Genomic DNA, 15,344 nt, shown 5'->3' on the forward strand with positions numbered 1-15,344 from the left:
CAACACATAAAATTGAGTAATAAAAAAGGCGCTATTAAAGCGCCTTTGGTCTATATGGTTGCTCTAAAGTAGAGGATGTAGAAGATTCGTTGAACTACTTTTCTTCTTTGCACTCTTCTTTAGTTTCTGTTTCAACAACCTCTAAAGGAAAGTCTTGAGTAGGCCTAGCAACGATATTGCGATTTTCTAAGTTAACTTCCGCGAGAACCACCTCTAGCGTGTCACCTAATCGGTACACAAGGTTTTTATCTACAGATAATGTGCCATTTTCAGAATTGCATTCAATGCGATCTTTATTATCAACGATAAGCGAACCAGGAATAAACGCAGCCGCCCCATTTTCTAGTAAACGGATACGCATACCAGCTCGATTAATATCAAAGATCTCACCAATGAACTTGGTTTCCTTCTTTGGCTCATCAATCAATGTTCGAGCGTATAGCCAGTCAGCAACATTGCGCTCAGCCATCTTATGATACTTACGGTGAAGTGCCATCTCTTCGCCAACTGTCTCATCTGGTGTTTGAACAGGCTCTTTACCAAGTACGTGCGCTTTAAGCATACGGTGGTTAATCATATCGCCATATTTACGGATTGGAGAGGTCCACGTTGCGTATATGTCGAGCCCCATTGCGTAGTGTGGTAGGGGCTGGTTACCCATCTCACTGTAAGCTTGAGATTTGCGAATCCGGTTATCTAAGTAACTCGTGTCTTGCTCGGCTAACCAACGGCGCAGAGCCGCGAAGCCTTCCAAAGTTTCAACACTTTCGATTGAATATGGAAGATCACCTTCAGGGTTAACGAGTTTAACCACATCGGCTACTTTTTCAGGTTTAAAACCGGCATGGGTATTAAATACACCAGTGTTAAAGCTTGCTTGCAGCGTTTTACCCGCACAAATATTTGCAGTAATCATCGACTCTTCAACAAGACGGTTTGCACTACGACGTAAATCTGCATGAATTGCCACTACATCGTTAGTTTCGCTAAGTTCAAAGCGGTAGTCTGGTCGGTCCGGGAATACAACGGCATTTGTTGCACGCCAATTTGCACGAGCTTGTGAAAACTCAAACAGGTCGCGAACGATCGTTGCAATTTCATCACTTGGTTGCCAAGCATCGCTATGACCGGTCTCAAGCCAATCAGATACGTGATCGTAGACCAAACGAGCATGAGATTTAATATTAGCGGCATAAAACTTAATATCTTCGCCAATAACGCCATCTTTATTAACAGTAACAGTACAGCAAAGAGCAGGGCGCTGCTCATTTTCAATCAGAGAACAAAGTTCATCGGCAAGATCGCGTGGTAGCATTGGAATGTTACGACCAGGCATATAGATAGTGAAACCACGCTCACGCGCGACTTTGTCCATTTCGTCATCAGGTGTGATGTAAGCCGTAGGATCAGCAATAGCAATGGTGAGTTCAAAATCGCCATTTTCTTTCTTTTTAGCAAAAAGTGCATCATCCATATCTTTGGTTGACGCGCCATCAATAGTGACGAAAGGAACGTGAGTCATGTCGATACGTTCTAGATCGGCATCGTCTTTAAGTTCCCAATTCTCAATACCAGCAGGCTCACTATTAGGTAAGTCATTTTTAGCCAGCGTTACCCACCAAGGAGCGATCTTGTCGTCGGCATCGGTGATTTTTTTGGAAATTTCAACAAAAAAGCCATTCTCTCCAGCAAGAGGGTGACGGATCAGATGAGCCACAACCCAGTCGCCTTCCGCAAAATGTTCTGGATTAAGACCTTTCTTAACTTTCGCTTTAAACGACTGCTTTTTCAACTGTGGGTGATCAGGCGTTACATTCAGTTTGCCTTTATACAGCTTTACTCGACCAATGAAGCGAGTTAACCCTTGCTCAACGAGCTCTTGAGGTTCAGCAACTTCTTTCTCTTTTTCTGTGCGGATAATCGCAACTACTTTGTCACCGTGTAAACATTTCTTCATATACGGCGGTGGGATAAAAAAGCGAGTCTTGTTATCAACTTCTAAAAAGCCGTAGCCTTTGTCTGTTGATTTGATTGTGCCTTCTTTTTTTGGAAGGTTCTCTTGAATCTGCTGCTTTAGTTGAGCGAGTAGTGGGTTATCTTGGAGCATTTTTTCACTTCTTAGGAGTTTGATTGGGCACACTATAATCATTGAATGAGAGTATGGCTATAAGAAAGAGTTGCTTTCATGACTCGTGGGGCGAACCCAAATTGGTTAATTAAAAGACGTTAAAGCAATAAAGTGACGCTTATGTGACCGTGGCGACCTAAAATGAGAGAAAATTGTGATGTATTTCAATTTTTTCTGGATTTTTTTGTGAGTTTAGTGAATAATCCGCGTCCCTTAAGTTGTCGTCCCTAGCGGCTTGATGCATTTTAAAGCTTATCTGCATCTGAATGGAATCAGCTCAAAACTGGATTGGATTTGGAATTGGTAGAGCTCGTGGGACCTTTTAATAATTAATATAGTGGGATCCACATGCAAGACCAAGATCAAGTAAAAGACCAAGAAGTTCAAGTAAAATTCACTGATTTAAAACTGAGCGAAGCTACCCTTTCTGCGCTAGACGGAATGGGTTTTGTCTCACCAACTCCTATTCAAGCTGCAGCAATTCCTCACCTTTTAGACGGTAGAGATTTGCTAGGTAAAGCGCAAACAGGTACTGGTAAAACAGCTGCATTCTCTCTTCCTCTGCTAAGCAAGTTAAACCTTGACCAACGCAAGCCACAAGCAATCATTCTTGCACCAACACGTGAGCTAGCGATTCAAGTAGCAGCAGAAGTGAAGAACCTTGGTAAAAACATCAAGGGCCTTAAAGTATTAGAAATCTACGGTGGTGCATCTATCGTTGATCAAATGCGTGCTCTTAAAAATGGTACGCACATTGTTGTTGGTACTCCAGGCCGTGTTCAAGACCTTATCAACCGTGACCGTCTACACCTAGACGAAGTTCAAACTTTTGTTCTTGATGAAGCAGATGAAATGCTGAACATGGGTTTTGTTGATGATGTAACTTGGATCATGGAAAAGTCTCCAGAAACAGCACAACGCGTACTGTTCTCTGCAACTATGCCTCCAATGCTAAGAAACATTGTACAACGTTTCCTACGTAATCCAGAGCACGTTGACGTTGCTGGTAAAAACCACACGGTTGACAAAGTAGAGCAACAATACTGGGTTGTGAAAGGTATCGAGAAAGACGAAGCAATGTCTCGTCTACTTGAAACTGAAGAAACTGATGCATCAATCGTATTCGTTCGTACTCGTCAAGATACTGAGCGTCTAGCTGATTGGTTGCTAGCACGTGGCTTTAAAGCTGCTGCACTACACGGTGACATCCCACAATCACAGCGTGAGCGCACTGTAGACAACATCAAGCAAGGTGTTATCGACATTCTAGTAGCGACTGACGTTGTTGCTCGTGGTCTTGATGTTCCGCGTATTACACACGTATTTAACTACGACATCCCATTCGATGTTGAATCATACATTCACCGTATCGGTCGTACTGGTCGTGCTGGACGTAAAGGTAAAGCGATTCTATTAGTTCGCCCTAACCAAATCCGCATGCTACGCACTATTGAACGTGTAACTAAATCAACCATGTCAGAAATTCAACTGCCTGAGCGTGATAAAGTTGCTGAAGCTCGTCTAGTTAAGCTTGGTGCTGAGCTAGCTGAAGAGAAAGAACATAAAGCAGTAGAGAAATTTGCTGAGCTTGTAGAGAAACTTCAAGAGACTCTAGAAATTGACGCAGCAACGCTAGCGGCAATCCTTCTAAAGCGTCAACAAGGTAAGCGTCCATTATTCTACGTTGGTGCTGACCCAATGATCGCTGCTGTTGAGCGTGATAAGCAACGTCGTAAAGAGCGTCGTGACAACCCTCGTGAAGGTGGTCGTGAAGGCGGTCGTAGCTTCAACACTCAAGATTGGGATACATACCAACTTCAAGTAGGTCGTGACCAAGGCGTTCAAGTTAAAGACATCGTTGGCGCACTAGCGAACGAACTAGGTCTAGTTAAAGGCTCTATTGGTGCTATCAAACTAGCTCAAGGCCAAACTTACGTTCAGCTTCCAAAAGCAATGAACTCTGAAACGACTGGTAAGCTAAGCAAACTACGCATTCGTCAAAAAGAAGTTGGCGCAGTAGTGTGTGACTTTGATGACTTCCGTGAGTCTCGTGGCGGTCGTGGTGGCGAACGTCGTGGAAACGGCGGCGGCAATGGTTACCGTGGAAACCGTGAAGGTGGACGTGGCGGTGAAGGCAACCGTGGTCGTGGTGGTGAAGGTCACCGTGGTCAACGTGGTAGCCGTGATGGCGCAAGCGCTGGCGGTAACAGCAATGGTGGCGGTTACCGTGGCAACCGTGACGGTGCTCGTGATGGAAACCGTGAAGGTGGCAACCGTGATGGCGAACGTCGTTTTGACCGCAACCGTGGTGGCGACAATCGTGGCAATCACCGTGGCGAACGTGGTCATGGTCGTCGCACTCCAAGCAGCGAATCATAATCACGCTAATATCGTGAAAATAGATTAAAAAAATCCCCACTAGAAATAGTGGGGATTTTTGTTTTTTGGGAAAAAAAACCTTCGATCGTTTTTGTTATCTTAAGGCTAGAAGAAACCTAATGGGTTCGTATCATAGCTAATAAGCAGGTTCTTAGTATTTTGGTAGTGGTCCAGCATCATCTTATGTGTTTCACGTCCGATGCCAGATTTTTTATAGCCACCAAATGCCGCGTGAGCAGGGTAGGCATGGTAACAGTTCACCCAGATACGCCCAGCTTCGATGTTACGACCCACTCTGTACGCTAGGTTGGCGTCTCGAGTCCATACACCCGCACCAAGGCCATATTCAGTGTCATTAGCAATCTCCAGTGCTTCAGCTTCATCTTTGAACGTCGTAATGGCGATAACAGGACCAAAAATCTCTTCTTGGAACACTCGCATCTTGTTGTTGCCTTTAAGTAACGTTGGCTGAATGTAGTAGCCATTGCCTAGGTCGTCTTGCTGCTTAGCCACCTCACCACCTACAAGAACTTGTGCCCCTTCCTGTTTACCGATCTCTAGGTAGCTTAGAATCTTATCAAATTGCTCTTTTGAAGCTTGAGCCCCCACTTGAGTATCAGTGTCTAGTGGGTTACCTTGCTTAATCGTTTGAGCGCGATCAACGACCTTAGCAATGAACTTGTCATAGACAGACTCATGGATGAGAACACGTGAAGGACAAGTACACACCTCACCTTGGTTGAAGAAACCCAATAGAATCCCTTCAATACACTTATCTAGGTAGCTATCCTCATGATCAAAAATGTCAGAGAAGTAGATGTTTGGAGATTTACCACCTAATTCAACAGTTGATGGAATTAAGCTTTCAGCGGCACATTTAAGAATGTGGTGACCGATTGCTGTAGAGCCCGTAAACGCGAGTTTGGCAATACGATTACTGGTTGCAAGCGCCTGACCTGCTTCACTACCAAAGCCGTTAACTACGTTAATGACGCCAGCTGGAATTAAGTCACCAATTTTTTCCATAAGGACCAAAATAGAAATAGGCGTTTGCTCGGCAGGTTTGAGTACCACACAACAGCCTGCTGCAAGCGCGGGTGCAAGCTTCCAAGCAGCCATTAGCATTGGGAAGTTCCACGGAATGATTTGTCCAACCACGCCGATAGGTTCAGGAAAGTGATAGCTGGCTGTGTTGACATCAAGCTCAGCAGCACTGCCTTCTTGGGCGCGAATACACCCAGCAAAATAACGAAAATGATCAACGATAAGTGGTAAATCAGCCGCCAGTGTTTCTCGTACTGGTTTCCCATTTTCCCATGTTTCAGCAACTGCGAGTTCTTCCAAGTTCTCTTCAATTCGATCCGCAATTTTAAGCAGTATATTCGAACGTTCGGTAACACTTGTTGCAGCCCAAGTAGCGCGAGCAGCGTGTGCCGCGTCTAAAGCGAGATTGATGTCTTTTTCACCTGAGCGAGCGACTTTACAAAAGTTTTCACCATTGACAGGAGAGCTATTGTCAAAATACTGCCCTTCAACAGGGGCAACCCACTCACCACCAATATAGTTGTTGTAGTGAGAGTTAAAGTTGACGACTGATCCTTGGCTTCCAGGCTGTGCGTAAATCATAATTCGATCCTTCTTTTAAACGCTAAGTTGTTCATGGTTTGTGTTTAAAACACGTGAGTAACGAGTTTTCTGTTCCCTTAGGTAAACGCAAATCACACGCCAACGATGAAATATTTGATGTTAAATAAATGTAAAACTATGATTGCAAAAAAGTAATCGTAAATAAGGTTACTGGCTGGAAAGAAAATACTTAACAGTGGTCTTGTTCAACTGTTCAGTATTGGAACACCTTGGTTGTTGTAATACTGAACAGTTTTTTAAGATCGTTAAGAATTTTAGATGCTTATGAACGTTTAAATACTCATGTATTTATGGCGAAAACGATGTGCCTAGATGTGATTGATTATTTGGGTAAACAGAAAATTTGAGTTGAATGCTCAATTTAAGGCAAAAAAGGATAGATGGGTATGCGACTTCAAATTAACGAAATGCCGAGCTGGCTTAGCTCCTCTTGGAGCCGAAGCAGCGACGCGGGTTTAAAACAACGTCGTTTACCAGAAGATACGCGTTTATCATCTATTTTGTTGAAAGAGCGCCGCCGAGAAACAAAAACTATTATCGAAGTGGTAGAGAAGCGTGCCTTACCACTGTTTAATCAAATGTTTGCCCGTACTGATAGCCGACTGATACTGACGGATACTGAAGGGGTAATTATTGCGAGTTGGGGCCAGCAAAGGTTTAAAGAAAAGCTAACGGCAATCGCTCTAGGAAGTGGAGCGTGCTGGCAAGAGCGCCTAAAAGGGACCAATGCAATTGGAACAGCCATTGTCGAATCAAAGCCGATTTCTGTAATTGGAGATCAGCATTTTATTAAACAGCATCAGTTTATTAGCTGTTCAGCAAGCCCACTGTTTGATCACACCGGTAATATGATTGGCGTTTTAGACATTACAAGTGAACAACAAGAGCATGATGTATCGACTCAGGTACTGGTTCAAAACATGGTTCAGTTAGTCGAAAACTATTTACTCAGTCATATTCCGAAGGGGTCGATCAAAATTGATCTCGCGTGTGAGAAATCACTGCTTAATAGTGGCTGGCAAGGCATCATCATTGCAGATGAAAATGGACAGGTAGTGGCTAATAATCAAGTCGCTTTACAGCTTTTAGCACAGCAATCGGTCATCGGGCACTCGCTTGATAGTTTGCTTGATTCTCCTCATCCAATCCCTGGCTTAGTGTTTGAAAAACAACGTTTGAATAGTTCTAAACGGCGCACGCGAACGGTCTCTGCATCTTGCGATTTACATCATGGTGATACTCACATTGAGCAAGCTTGGCAACAGGCAACTAAAGTGATCGATAAGGATATTAGCTTATTGATTTTAGGTGAAACAGGCGTCGGGAAAAGTGAGTTTGTTAAATCTTTACATAAACGTAGTTCTCGCAGTCGAGGGCCGCTTGTTACGGTAAATTGTGGTGCTTTACCAAAAGATCTAATTGAATCCGAACTGTTTGGCCATGTTTCAGGTGCGTTTACTGGTGCAAATAGTAAAGGCTTTGTAGGAAAAATCAGACAAGCGGATAAAGGAATATTATTTTTAGATGAAATTGCTGACATGCCCCTAGATGCTCAATGTCGTTTGCTGCACGTACTTCAAGAGAAAGTGGTTGTGCCTGTCGGTTCAACACAAAGTCATCATGTCGATATTCGGGTTATAGCCGCTACTCATAAGAATATGGAGCAATTGGTCGAACAAGGTGATTTTCGCCATGATCTCTATTATCGGATTAATGGTTTAACCCTAGCACTGCCAGCATTGCGCCACAGGCAGGACAAAAAGGCATTGATCATGTCTATACATAAAAAGTACACGCAAGCCCCTCAAACGATATCAGAGCCGCTTATGAAGATGCTTTTGAAACACCATTGGACAGGCAATATCAGAGAACTCGATAATCTACTTAAAGTGACCACTTTACTCGCGAGTGATGAAGACACTCTATCAATCGAGCACTTGCCAACTCATTTGATGGGTCAAATGGAGCAGAGGCTACAGGTTGATAGTAAATATAAAAACGATGAGGTTGTGACAAAAGATCTTAAGGCCACACTTGATCATACTCTCGTTGAAACATTTCAATCGACCCAAGGGAACGTCAGTAAAACATCTCGTTTACTGGGTGTTAGCCGAAACACAATATATCGAAAATTAAAAACGTTAGGACTATTGAATAAATAGCGAATATTGAGGAAGAATATAACACCTAGTTCATCCTAAAGAACTAGGTCCACTCTGTAATAGATAATTAATACCTCATTTATATTTCCAAACTCCACCATAAAATTATATTGAGCTAGATCATTTAAATGAATAGATAGATTTTAGTTGTAAGGTTTTACATCATTCGATTCCAGAAATGGGAGATTGTTCACGCTTAACGCAACCGGTTGCGCTTTTGTGCGTTGGTTTATTTTGATACAGTTTGTATAAGCTGATAAGTGATCAATAGGGAGCAAAAAATGAAGAAGATTTTATTATGTTGTAGTGCAGGGATGTCTACAAGTATGTTAGTTAAGAAAATGGAGCAAGCTGCCGAGAAACGTGGAATAGAGTGCGAAATAGAGGCGATGGCGGTCAATGCTTTTGAAGAGGTGATTGCAGATTACGATGTATGTCTGCTTGGGCCACAAGTTAGATTTCAGCTAGATGAATTGAGTAAAACAGCGGCTGAACATGGGAAAAATATTGCAGCTATATCCGCCCAGGATTATGGAATGATGAAAGGTGATGAAGTATTAAATCAGGCGCTGAGTTTAATTAACTAAATTAAAAATAAATAACACGTGCACAGTAACATTATATTAATAAATATAGTGCGGACTCGTTCGTCTTAAATAAATATAAGGATGTAAGCTATGAAGCTTTACGATGCGATAATAGGTTTTGTTGAAAAACATATCGCGCCATTAGCCGCTAAGGTAGGAAATCAGCCACACGTAAGAGCAATGCGTGATGGGTTTATTGTGGCAATGCCATTTATTATAGTAGGGAGCTTTATATTAATATTTGCCTTCCCTCCTTTTGGAGAAGACACCCAAAATACATTTGGTCGAATTTGGCTAGACTTCGCAACACAGAACTTCGATGTGATCATGATGCCGTTCAATATGTCTATGGGCATTATGACGATATTTGTTTCCCTTGGTGTGGCATACAGTTTAGCTAAAGCCTATAAGATGGATGGGATCACAAGCGCTGTGTTGTCATTAATGAGTTTCTTATTGGTTGCAGCCCCTGCAAAAGATGGGGCATTAGCTATGTCTCATATGGGGGGGACGGGTATTTTCACTGCAGTAATGTGTGCATTTTTCTCTGTAGAGCTGTATCGCTTTATGAAAAAGCACAATATTACGATTCGCATGCCTGAGCAGGTTCCACCAGCGATAGCACGTTCATTTGAAGTTTTACTTCCGGTATTGGCTATCTTTGTCACATTGTATCCACTAAGTCTTTTTGTGCAGTTGCAGTTTGACATGCTCATTCCAGACGCCGTAATGGCAATGTTTAAACCCTTGATTAGCGCTTCAAATACTCTTCCTGCCATTATTGGTGCACTGCTAGTGTGTCAGTTGCTATGGTTTGCGGGTATTCACGGTGCAGCTATCGTGGTTGGTTTGTTATCACCAATCTTCCTAACCAATATTAGTGCAAACATTGATGCCTTCGTTAATGACCAACCGGTCGAGAACATCTTCACGCAACCTTTCTGGGACTTCTATATATTTATCGGTGGCTCTGGCGCAACATTAGCGCTTGTTCTCTTGATGTCGTTTAGCCGCTCAGCTCACTTGAAAAGCATAGGACGAATGAGTGCGGTACCTGGGTTATTCCAAATCAATGAACCTGTGATTTTCGGTAGCCCAATAGTGATGAACCCTATCTTGTTCCTACCTTTTGTCTTTGCTCCAATTATTAATGCAACCATTGCGTACTTTGCTGTCCATTTAGGATTTGTCGGCATGGGCGTAGCAACAACACCTTGGACAACGCCTGCAATTATTGGTGCTTCGTGGGGGTCAGGTTGGACACTCTCACCGGTACTATTGGTCATTGGATTGCTGATTCTAGATCTATTTATTTACCTGCCATTTTTCAAAATGTTTGAGAAACAGATTTTAGAAGATGAGAAAGAGACGGCATCAGAAAGTAAGGAGTCTTCGGCTCCGGTTGGCTCTGGCGTCACGGCGTAAAAACGGCCATTGGCTGCCTATCCATCATCATTGGAAGAGTTTCTCTTTTTCATAGCAGTAATGCGTTGATGCGGGCAGCCCTATAAATTTTAAGGAGAGAGACGTGGATCAAGAATTAGTAGTAATGGAAATTATCTGTAATGCAGGTGAAGCAAGAAGTCTGTGTTATCAAGCGCTACGCCAATCTAGAGAAAAAGACTTTGATGGAGCAGAGCAAACATTGAGTCAAGCTAAGGCGTGTTTAAACAAAGCGCACTTAACCCAAACTCAGTTAATTGAAGAAGATCAGGGGGAAGGGAAGGTATCCATGACCCTAGTGTTGGTACACGCTCAAGACCATCTAATGACCACAATTTTGGCGCAAGAGATGGCGACTGAAATGGTTGCATTGCATAAGCAAATTTCACATAAGGGGTAAAAGCCATGGCAAAAAAATCTTTGAAGCTCGCCATTATTGGTGGCGGTAGCAGTTACACTCCAGAGTTGGTTGAAGGTGTGTTAAAGCGGCTCGAGTATTTACCTATTAAAGAGATTCATTTTGTTGATATTGAAGCCGGTAAAGAGAAGCTCAAAATTATTGAAGCCTTATCAAAAAGAATGATTGCGAAAGCCAATGCTGAAATTGAAGTAAGGGCTGGATTTGACCGCCGCGAAGCAATCAAAGGCGCAGATTTTGTCATGACCCAGTTTCGAGTAGGGGGCTTATACGCTAGAGCGAGTGATGAACGTATTCCGCTGAAATACGATGTGATTGGTCAAGAGACAACGGGGCCGGGTGGTTTTGCCAAAGCATTGCGAACTATTCCTGTTATTTTGGATATTTGCAAAGATATTGAAGAACTAGCGCCTAACGCGTGGATGCTTAATTTTACTAACCCTGCAGGCCTTGTTACTGAAGCCATAGCCAAATACAGCAAAGTAAAAAGTATCGGCTTATGTAATGTTCCAGTGTCTATGCAAATGATGATTGCAGAAATGATGGACTGCCAGCCTGATGAACTTCAACTGGAGTTCTCTGGCTTAAATCATCTAGTTTGGGTAAACAAAGCGTGGTTGCAAGGGGAAGATATCACTGAGAAGGTACTGCAAAAAGTGGGTGACGGTGCAAACTTCAGTATGAATAACATCTTTGAAGAGCCGTGGGACCCCGAATTTCTTGCTGCATTAGGCGCAATTCCATGCCCTTATCATCGTTACTTCTATCAAACAGATGCGATGCTTGCAGAAGAAAAAGAGAGCGCTAAAGATCAAGGCACAAGAGCTGAGCAAGTGATGGAAACCGAACGGGCGCTATTTGAACTCTATCAAGATGAGAACTTAGCGGAAAAACCAAAACAGCTCGAGGAGCGTGGTGGTGCGTATTATTCTGATGCATCGCTGAATCTTGTTGATGCAATATATAACAATCGAAACAGTATTCACGTGGTCAACGTTGTAAATAATGGTGCAATTAGAGCATTGCCGAATGATGCAGTCATTGAGTGCAGTGCTGTCGTGGGAAGCTGGGGCGCGAAACCTCTAGCTGTGGGCGATTTGTCACCGAAAATTAGCGGTTTATTGCATCAAGTGAAAGCGTATGAGCAATTGGCTATAGAAGCTGCAGTGCACGGTGATACGAACCACGCGCTTATGGCACTTGCGACGAATCCATTGGTTCCTGATATTACACGTGCAAAAGCGATTTTGAACGACATTTTGCGTGAAAACTCAGATTACCTTCCTCAATTTAAGCATGATACGGTTATGCAGTAGATTACCGATGACTGAAATAAAACGGAATTGGGCTAAGGAGTGCTATGAAAGTCATATTTAACGCAGATGATTTTGGTTTAACTCAAGGTGTGAACAATGGAATCGTTCAATCTCATAAAGAGGGGGTAGTGCTTTCTACTACGCTTATGGTTGGCTCTTGTAAGGAAGAGCATGCTGTTATGTTGTCGAAGGGGTTGCCTAACTTAAAAGTCGGGCTTCACTTGAGATTCACAACGGGTTCTCCTTTGACTTTACACTCTTGTTTGCAAGCTAAACCTGCAGAGGAAAATAACAAAACCAATTCAGGCAAAGTGCATGGACGAAATGGTCAGTTTCCAAATCAAACGGAGTTTTGGGAAAAGCGAGATTACGATCCTCTTGCCGTGTATGAAGAAGTGGTTGCTCAAGTTGAACACTTTTTAAACTTAGGCATTAAGCTGAGTCATATTGATAGCCATCATCACGCTCATACACACCCACAAATAGGCCCAGTCGTTGAGAAGGTTGCTAAGCAGTATCAGGTCCCTCTTAGAGGATTGGGTGTAGATGCTAACGGCGATTTGGCACTCAGGTATTTGTTTACTGATGAGTTTTACGATAAAAACGTAGATTTGGAGCTATTAGTTACTCACTTAGTTAGCCTAAAAAGTGGTTACGATATCGTTGAGGTTATGTGCCATCCGGCTTATGTTGATGCCCATTTAGAGTCACTAAGTAGCTATTGTACTCAAAGGGTTGCGGAGCTGAATGTTCTTACCGATCCTAGGTTAAAACAAAGATTGGACCTTCATGGTATTGAGGTCACGGATTACTCAGTGTTAGATGTTATGCGCAAGATAGACTGTGTATGATTACGACTGCCAGTAGCGAACCCCCTATATTTACCTTTCGCGTACTGGTGGTCACTTTTATGTTTAATTTATATGTTATGAGAATGAATCCCAACTATGGCAAGAATTAAAGATGTCGCAGAGCTTGCGGGTGTAAACCGCTCGACCGTGTCGCGGATTATTAATGGGGAAGGGAAGTTTCGCGAAGAAACAAAAATCAAAGTTGAGCAAGCGATGGCAGAGCTAAACTATCGCCCAAGTGCCATTGCACGCTCTTTAGCAACATCATCGAGCAACATGATGGGATTGCTGGTTACCTATTATACAGGTGGATTCTTTGGAGAGATGATGGAGCAAGTTCAAGGTGAATTGGACATGCACAATAAATTTCTAATTACTGCTCAAGGGCATAATACTGCGGAGGGTGAAAGAGAGGCTATTCGCCGTTTTCATGATCTTCGTTGCGATGGATATGTCCTACATAGCCGTTATTTATCAGACGATGAACTTCGAGACCTCGCCAAGCAGCCCACTCCATTTGTACTATTAGACAGAGAGGTAGAAGGTCTAGAAGACAGGTGTGTTACCTTCGATCATCACTTTGCAAGCTCACTGGCTGTACAGCGGTTGATCGATTTAGGCCACCAAAAGGTTGGTTGTATTTCAGGTCCAAACTCTCGTTATAACAGTGTGCAACGAAAGCAGGGCTATATCGACACTATGCAAAAAGCAGGCTTGCCTGTCATGGATTCGTTTATTGAAGAAGGAAACTATGGGAGGCAAAGTGGCTATCACGCAGCTGAACGTATTTTTAGCCAAAACTCTGATCTTACGGCACTGTTCTCGTGTAGTGAAGAGATGACAGTCGGCGCACTTCAGTATTTTCATGAACATTCTATCGCCGTTCCTGAACAAGTCTCCTTGATGAGCTTTGACAGTGTCGACCTCTGCGAGGCTTTATATCCAAAAGTCTCGGCAGTACATTTCCCTATTAGCCAAATGGCGAGAACAGCCGTTCAGAGATTAGTGGGTTTGGTTAACAAAACAGCCATCGAAGAGGACAGGCAGTTTCACGCTGAGCTTAGGTTGCGCAATGCTGATACAACCCCGATAACTGTCGCCCTAACAACGGACGTTAAGGCTTAAATAAAGCCTCGACTTCAAAACAGCAAAAAGCACGCAGTCAAACAACAAGAGTTGAGCAGCGTGCTTTTTTTAACTAAGCCTGATTTAAATTTTGGTCTCTTACCAAATTATGAAAGATAAAAGGGCGGTGATTATAATCCGCCTTCTTCCTGCGCTGCTTTCACTATTGCCTGACGTTGAGTTTCTTTTTCTGACTGATTGTTCTGTTCCTTGTGCGCTTCGTTATTCGCATCTTGCGGAACCAATACAAAGTACTTGTTGATAGTCATCTTCAAACCTCAAATTAAAATCTAAGTGGCAAAGTAAAGGATTAAGATCTAAGTCACATCCTCCATGACAATTAAAGTGTAGGCGTAGAAAGTGGTATGAGCGAAGTTGTATAGAAAATTCGAAGGGTATTAGGCGTATCTGAAAGGGGACTATAATCCCCTTTCAATTAGCTGATTGATGAAATTGCCGGGTGGTACAGAGGCTGAACGACATGACCTTCGGGGTCCAGGCAGTGGAAACTACGAGCACCATCACTGTGATCATGGGGTTCATCTAATAGCGTTACGCCTTCTGCCTGCATAAATTCGAACCATTGTTGGAGGTCTTGTTTACTTGCGACGATAAAACCAAAGTGATCGACGCTAATACCTGAACTTACACGCTTTGATTGGGCTCGCCCAAGAGATAGGTTGTCACTGCCTGAGCTTAGGTACACTAAATTATCATTTGCACGTCTAAGTATTTCCATCCCCATAATATGGGTGTAAAAGTGTTCACACTCTTCAAACTTCTGCACGACTAATGCGATATGCCTCATACCAGAAAATGGAGCGGGTCTATTTGTCATTGTAAATTCCTTGTATTACATCCCTGTTTTAATTGTATACAATTTAATGTAGGATTTACAACAATAGAGTGTGTGGGTATCCAGTAGCAAAGAGTGGATCGTCATTACTAACAACGTGAAGTAGGCTTGAATATGTATTGCATCATAGTTAAAAATCGAGTTAAACCTGAAAATGAACAGCGCTATAAATCTATAATGACGGAAAATGCGCAAGCATCAGTTAGAAATGAAGAGGGTTGCTATCAGTTTGATATTATTCAAGATAAAGAAACCCCAGATACCTTTTATCTGTACGAAATATACAGCAATACAGAAGCATTACAGCTACACAAACAAACACCGCATTATTTAGATAGCCGAAAACAATTAGGTGATATGGTTATAGAGCAGTCGGTGATCCGAGCTGATGTGGTGATGAAATCAGACAATAATTAGAGAAATGTGAGGTAC

The 15,344-nt window shown here is 42.8% G+C and carries 13 protein-coding genes; 9 read left to right on the forward strand and 4 right to left on the reverse strand.

Translation table 11 applies throughout. The features are described from left to right. Positions 1-94: 94 nt before the first annotated feature. Positions 95-2,107, reverse strand: coding sequence for an exoribonuclease II (gene rnb, locus L4C54_RS19535; protein WP_428809455.1), 2,013 nt, complete (start codon positions 2,105-2,107; stop codon positions 95-97). Positions 2,108-2,476: 369 nt separating this feature from the next. Between rnb and L4C54_RS19540 the strand changes: the two genes are divergently transcribed. Further along, positions 2,477-4,507: a DEAD/DEAH box helicase gene (locus tag L4C54_RS19540; protein WP_428809456.1), complete on the forward strand. Its 2,031-nt coding sequence runs from the start codon at positions 2,477-2,479 to the stop codon at positions 4,505-4,507. A 105-nt stretch (positions 4,508-4,612) separates the two neighbouring features. On the opposite strand, the gene exaC is transcribed toward L4C54_RS19540, so the two are convergent. After that, the gene (gene exaC / locus L4C54_RS19545) at positions 4,613-6,133 is read right to left on the reverse strand and encodes an acetaldehyde dehydrogenase ExaC (protein ID WP_428809457.1); all 1,521 of its coding nucleotides are present in this window, start codon (positions 6,131-6,133) and stop codon (positions 4,613-4,615) included. Between the two features lie 407 nt (positions 6,134-6,540). Here exaC and L4C54_RS19550 point away from each other — a divergent pair, with 407 nt between their 5' ends. The 7 genes from L4C54_RS19550 (at position 6,541) to L4C54_RS19580 (ending at position 14,056) form a co-directional block, all read left to right on the forward strand. After that, positions 6,541-8,316: a sigma-54-dependent Fis family transcriptional regulator gene (locus L4C54_RS19550; protein WP_428809458.1), complete on the forward strand. Its 1,776-nt coding sequence runs from the start codon at positions 6,541-6,543 to the stop codon at positions 8,314-8,316. A 281-nt stretch (positions 8,317-8,597) separates the two neighbouring features. Then, positions 8,598-8,903, forward strand: coding sequence for a PTS sugar transporter subunit IIB (locus L4C54_RS19555; protein WP_428809459.1), 306 nt, complete (start codon positions 8,598-8,600; stop codon positions 8,901-8,903). Positions 8,904-8,993: 90 nt separating this feature from the next. Further along, positions 8,994-10,328 (forward strand): PTS sugar transporter subunit IIC, encoded by a 1,335-nt coding sequence (locus L4C54_RS19560; protein ID WP_428800617.1) that lies wholly within the window; start codon positions 8,994-8,996, stop codon positions 10,326-10,328. 103 nt (positions 10,329-10,431) lie between these two features. After that, positions 10,432-10,746: a PTS lactose/cellobiose transporter subunit IIA gene (locus L4C54_RS19565; RefSeq protein ID WP_428809460.1), complete on the forward strand. Its 315-nt coding sequence runs from the start codon at positions 10,432-10,434 to the stop codon at positions 10,744-10,746. A gap of 5 nt (positions 10,747-10,751) precedes the next feature. Then, positions 10,752-12,080: a 6-phospho-beta-glucosidase gene (locus L4C54_RS19570; protein ID WP_428809461.1), complete on the forward strand. Its 1,329-nt coding sequence runs from the start codon at positions 10,752-10,754 to the stop codon at positions 12,078-12,080. A 44-nt stretch (positions 12,081-12,124) separates the two neighbouring features. Further along, complete coding sequence (gene chbG / locus L4C54_RS19575; RefSeq protein ID WP_428809462.1) at positions 12,125-12,931, forward strand: chitin disaccharide deacetylase; 807 nt, start codon at positions 12,125-12,127, stop codon at positions 12,929-12,931. A 96-nt stretch (positions 12,932-13,027) separates the two neighbouring features. Further along, positions 13,028-14,056 (forward strand): LacI family DNA-binding transcriptional regulator, encoded by a 1,029-nt coding sequence (locus tag L4C54_RS19580; protein ID WP_428809463.1) that lies wholly within the window; start codon positions 13,028-13,030, stop codon positions 14,054-14,056. Positions 14,057-14,187: 131 nt separating this feature from the next. On the opposite strand, the gene L4C54_RS19585 is transcribed toward L4C54_RS19580, so the two are convergent. Then, the gene (locus tag L4C54_RS19585; RefSeq protein ID WP_428800612.1) at positions 14,188-14,325 is read right to left on the reverse strand and encodes a hypothetical protein; all 138 of its coding nucleotides are present in this window, start codon (positions 14,323-14,325) and stop codon (positions 14,188-14,190) included. 167 nt (positions 14,326-14,492) lie between these two features. After that, positions 14,493-14,894, reverse strand: a complete 402-nt coding sequence (locus L4C54_RS19590; RefSeq protein WP_428809464.1) for a VOC family protein — start codon at positions 14,892-14,894, stop codon at positions 14,493-14,495. Positions 14,895-15,026: 132 nt separating this feature from the next. Between L4C54_RS19590 and L4C54_RS19595 the strand changes: the two genes are divergently transcribed. After that, positions 15,027-15,329: a putative quinol monooxygenase gene (locus tag L4C54_RS19595; protein WP_428800610.1), complete on the forward strand. Its 303-nt coding sequence runs from the start codon at positions 15,027-15,029 to the stop codon at positions 15,327-15,329. The last annotated feature ends 15 nt before the right edge of the window (positions 15,330-15,344 follow it).

The organism is Vibrio lamellibrachiae, from assembly GCF_050337265.1.
Lineage (GTDB): Bacteria > Pseudomonadota > Gammaproteobacteria > Enterobacterales > Vibrionaceae > Vibrio > Vibrio kyushuensis.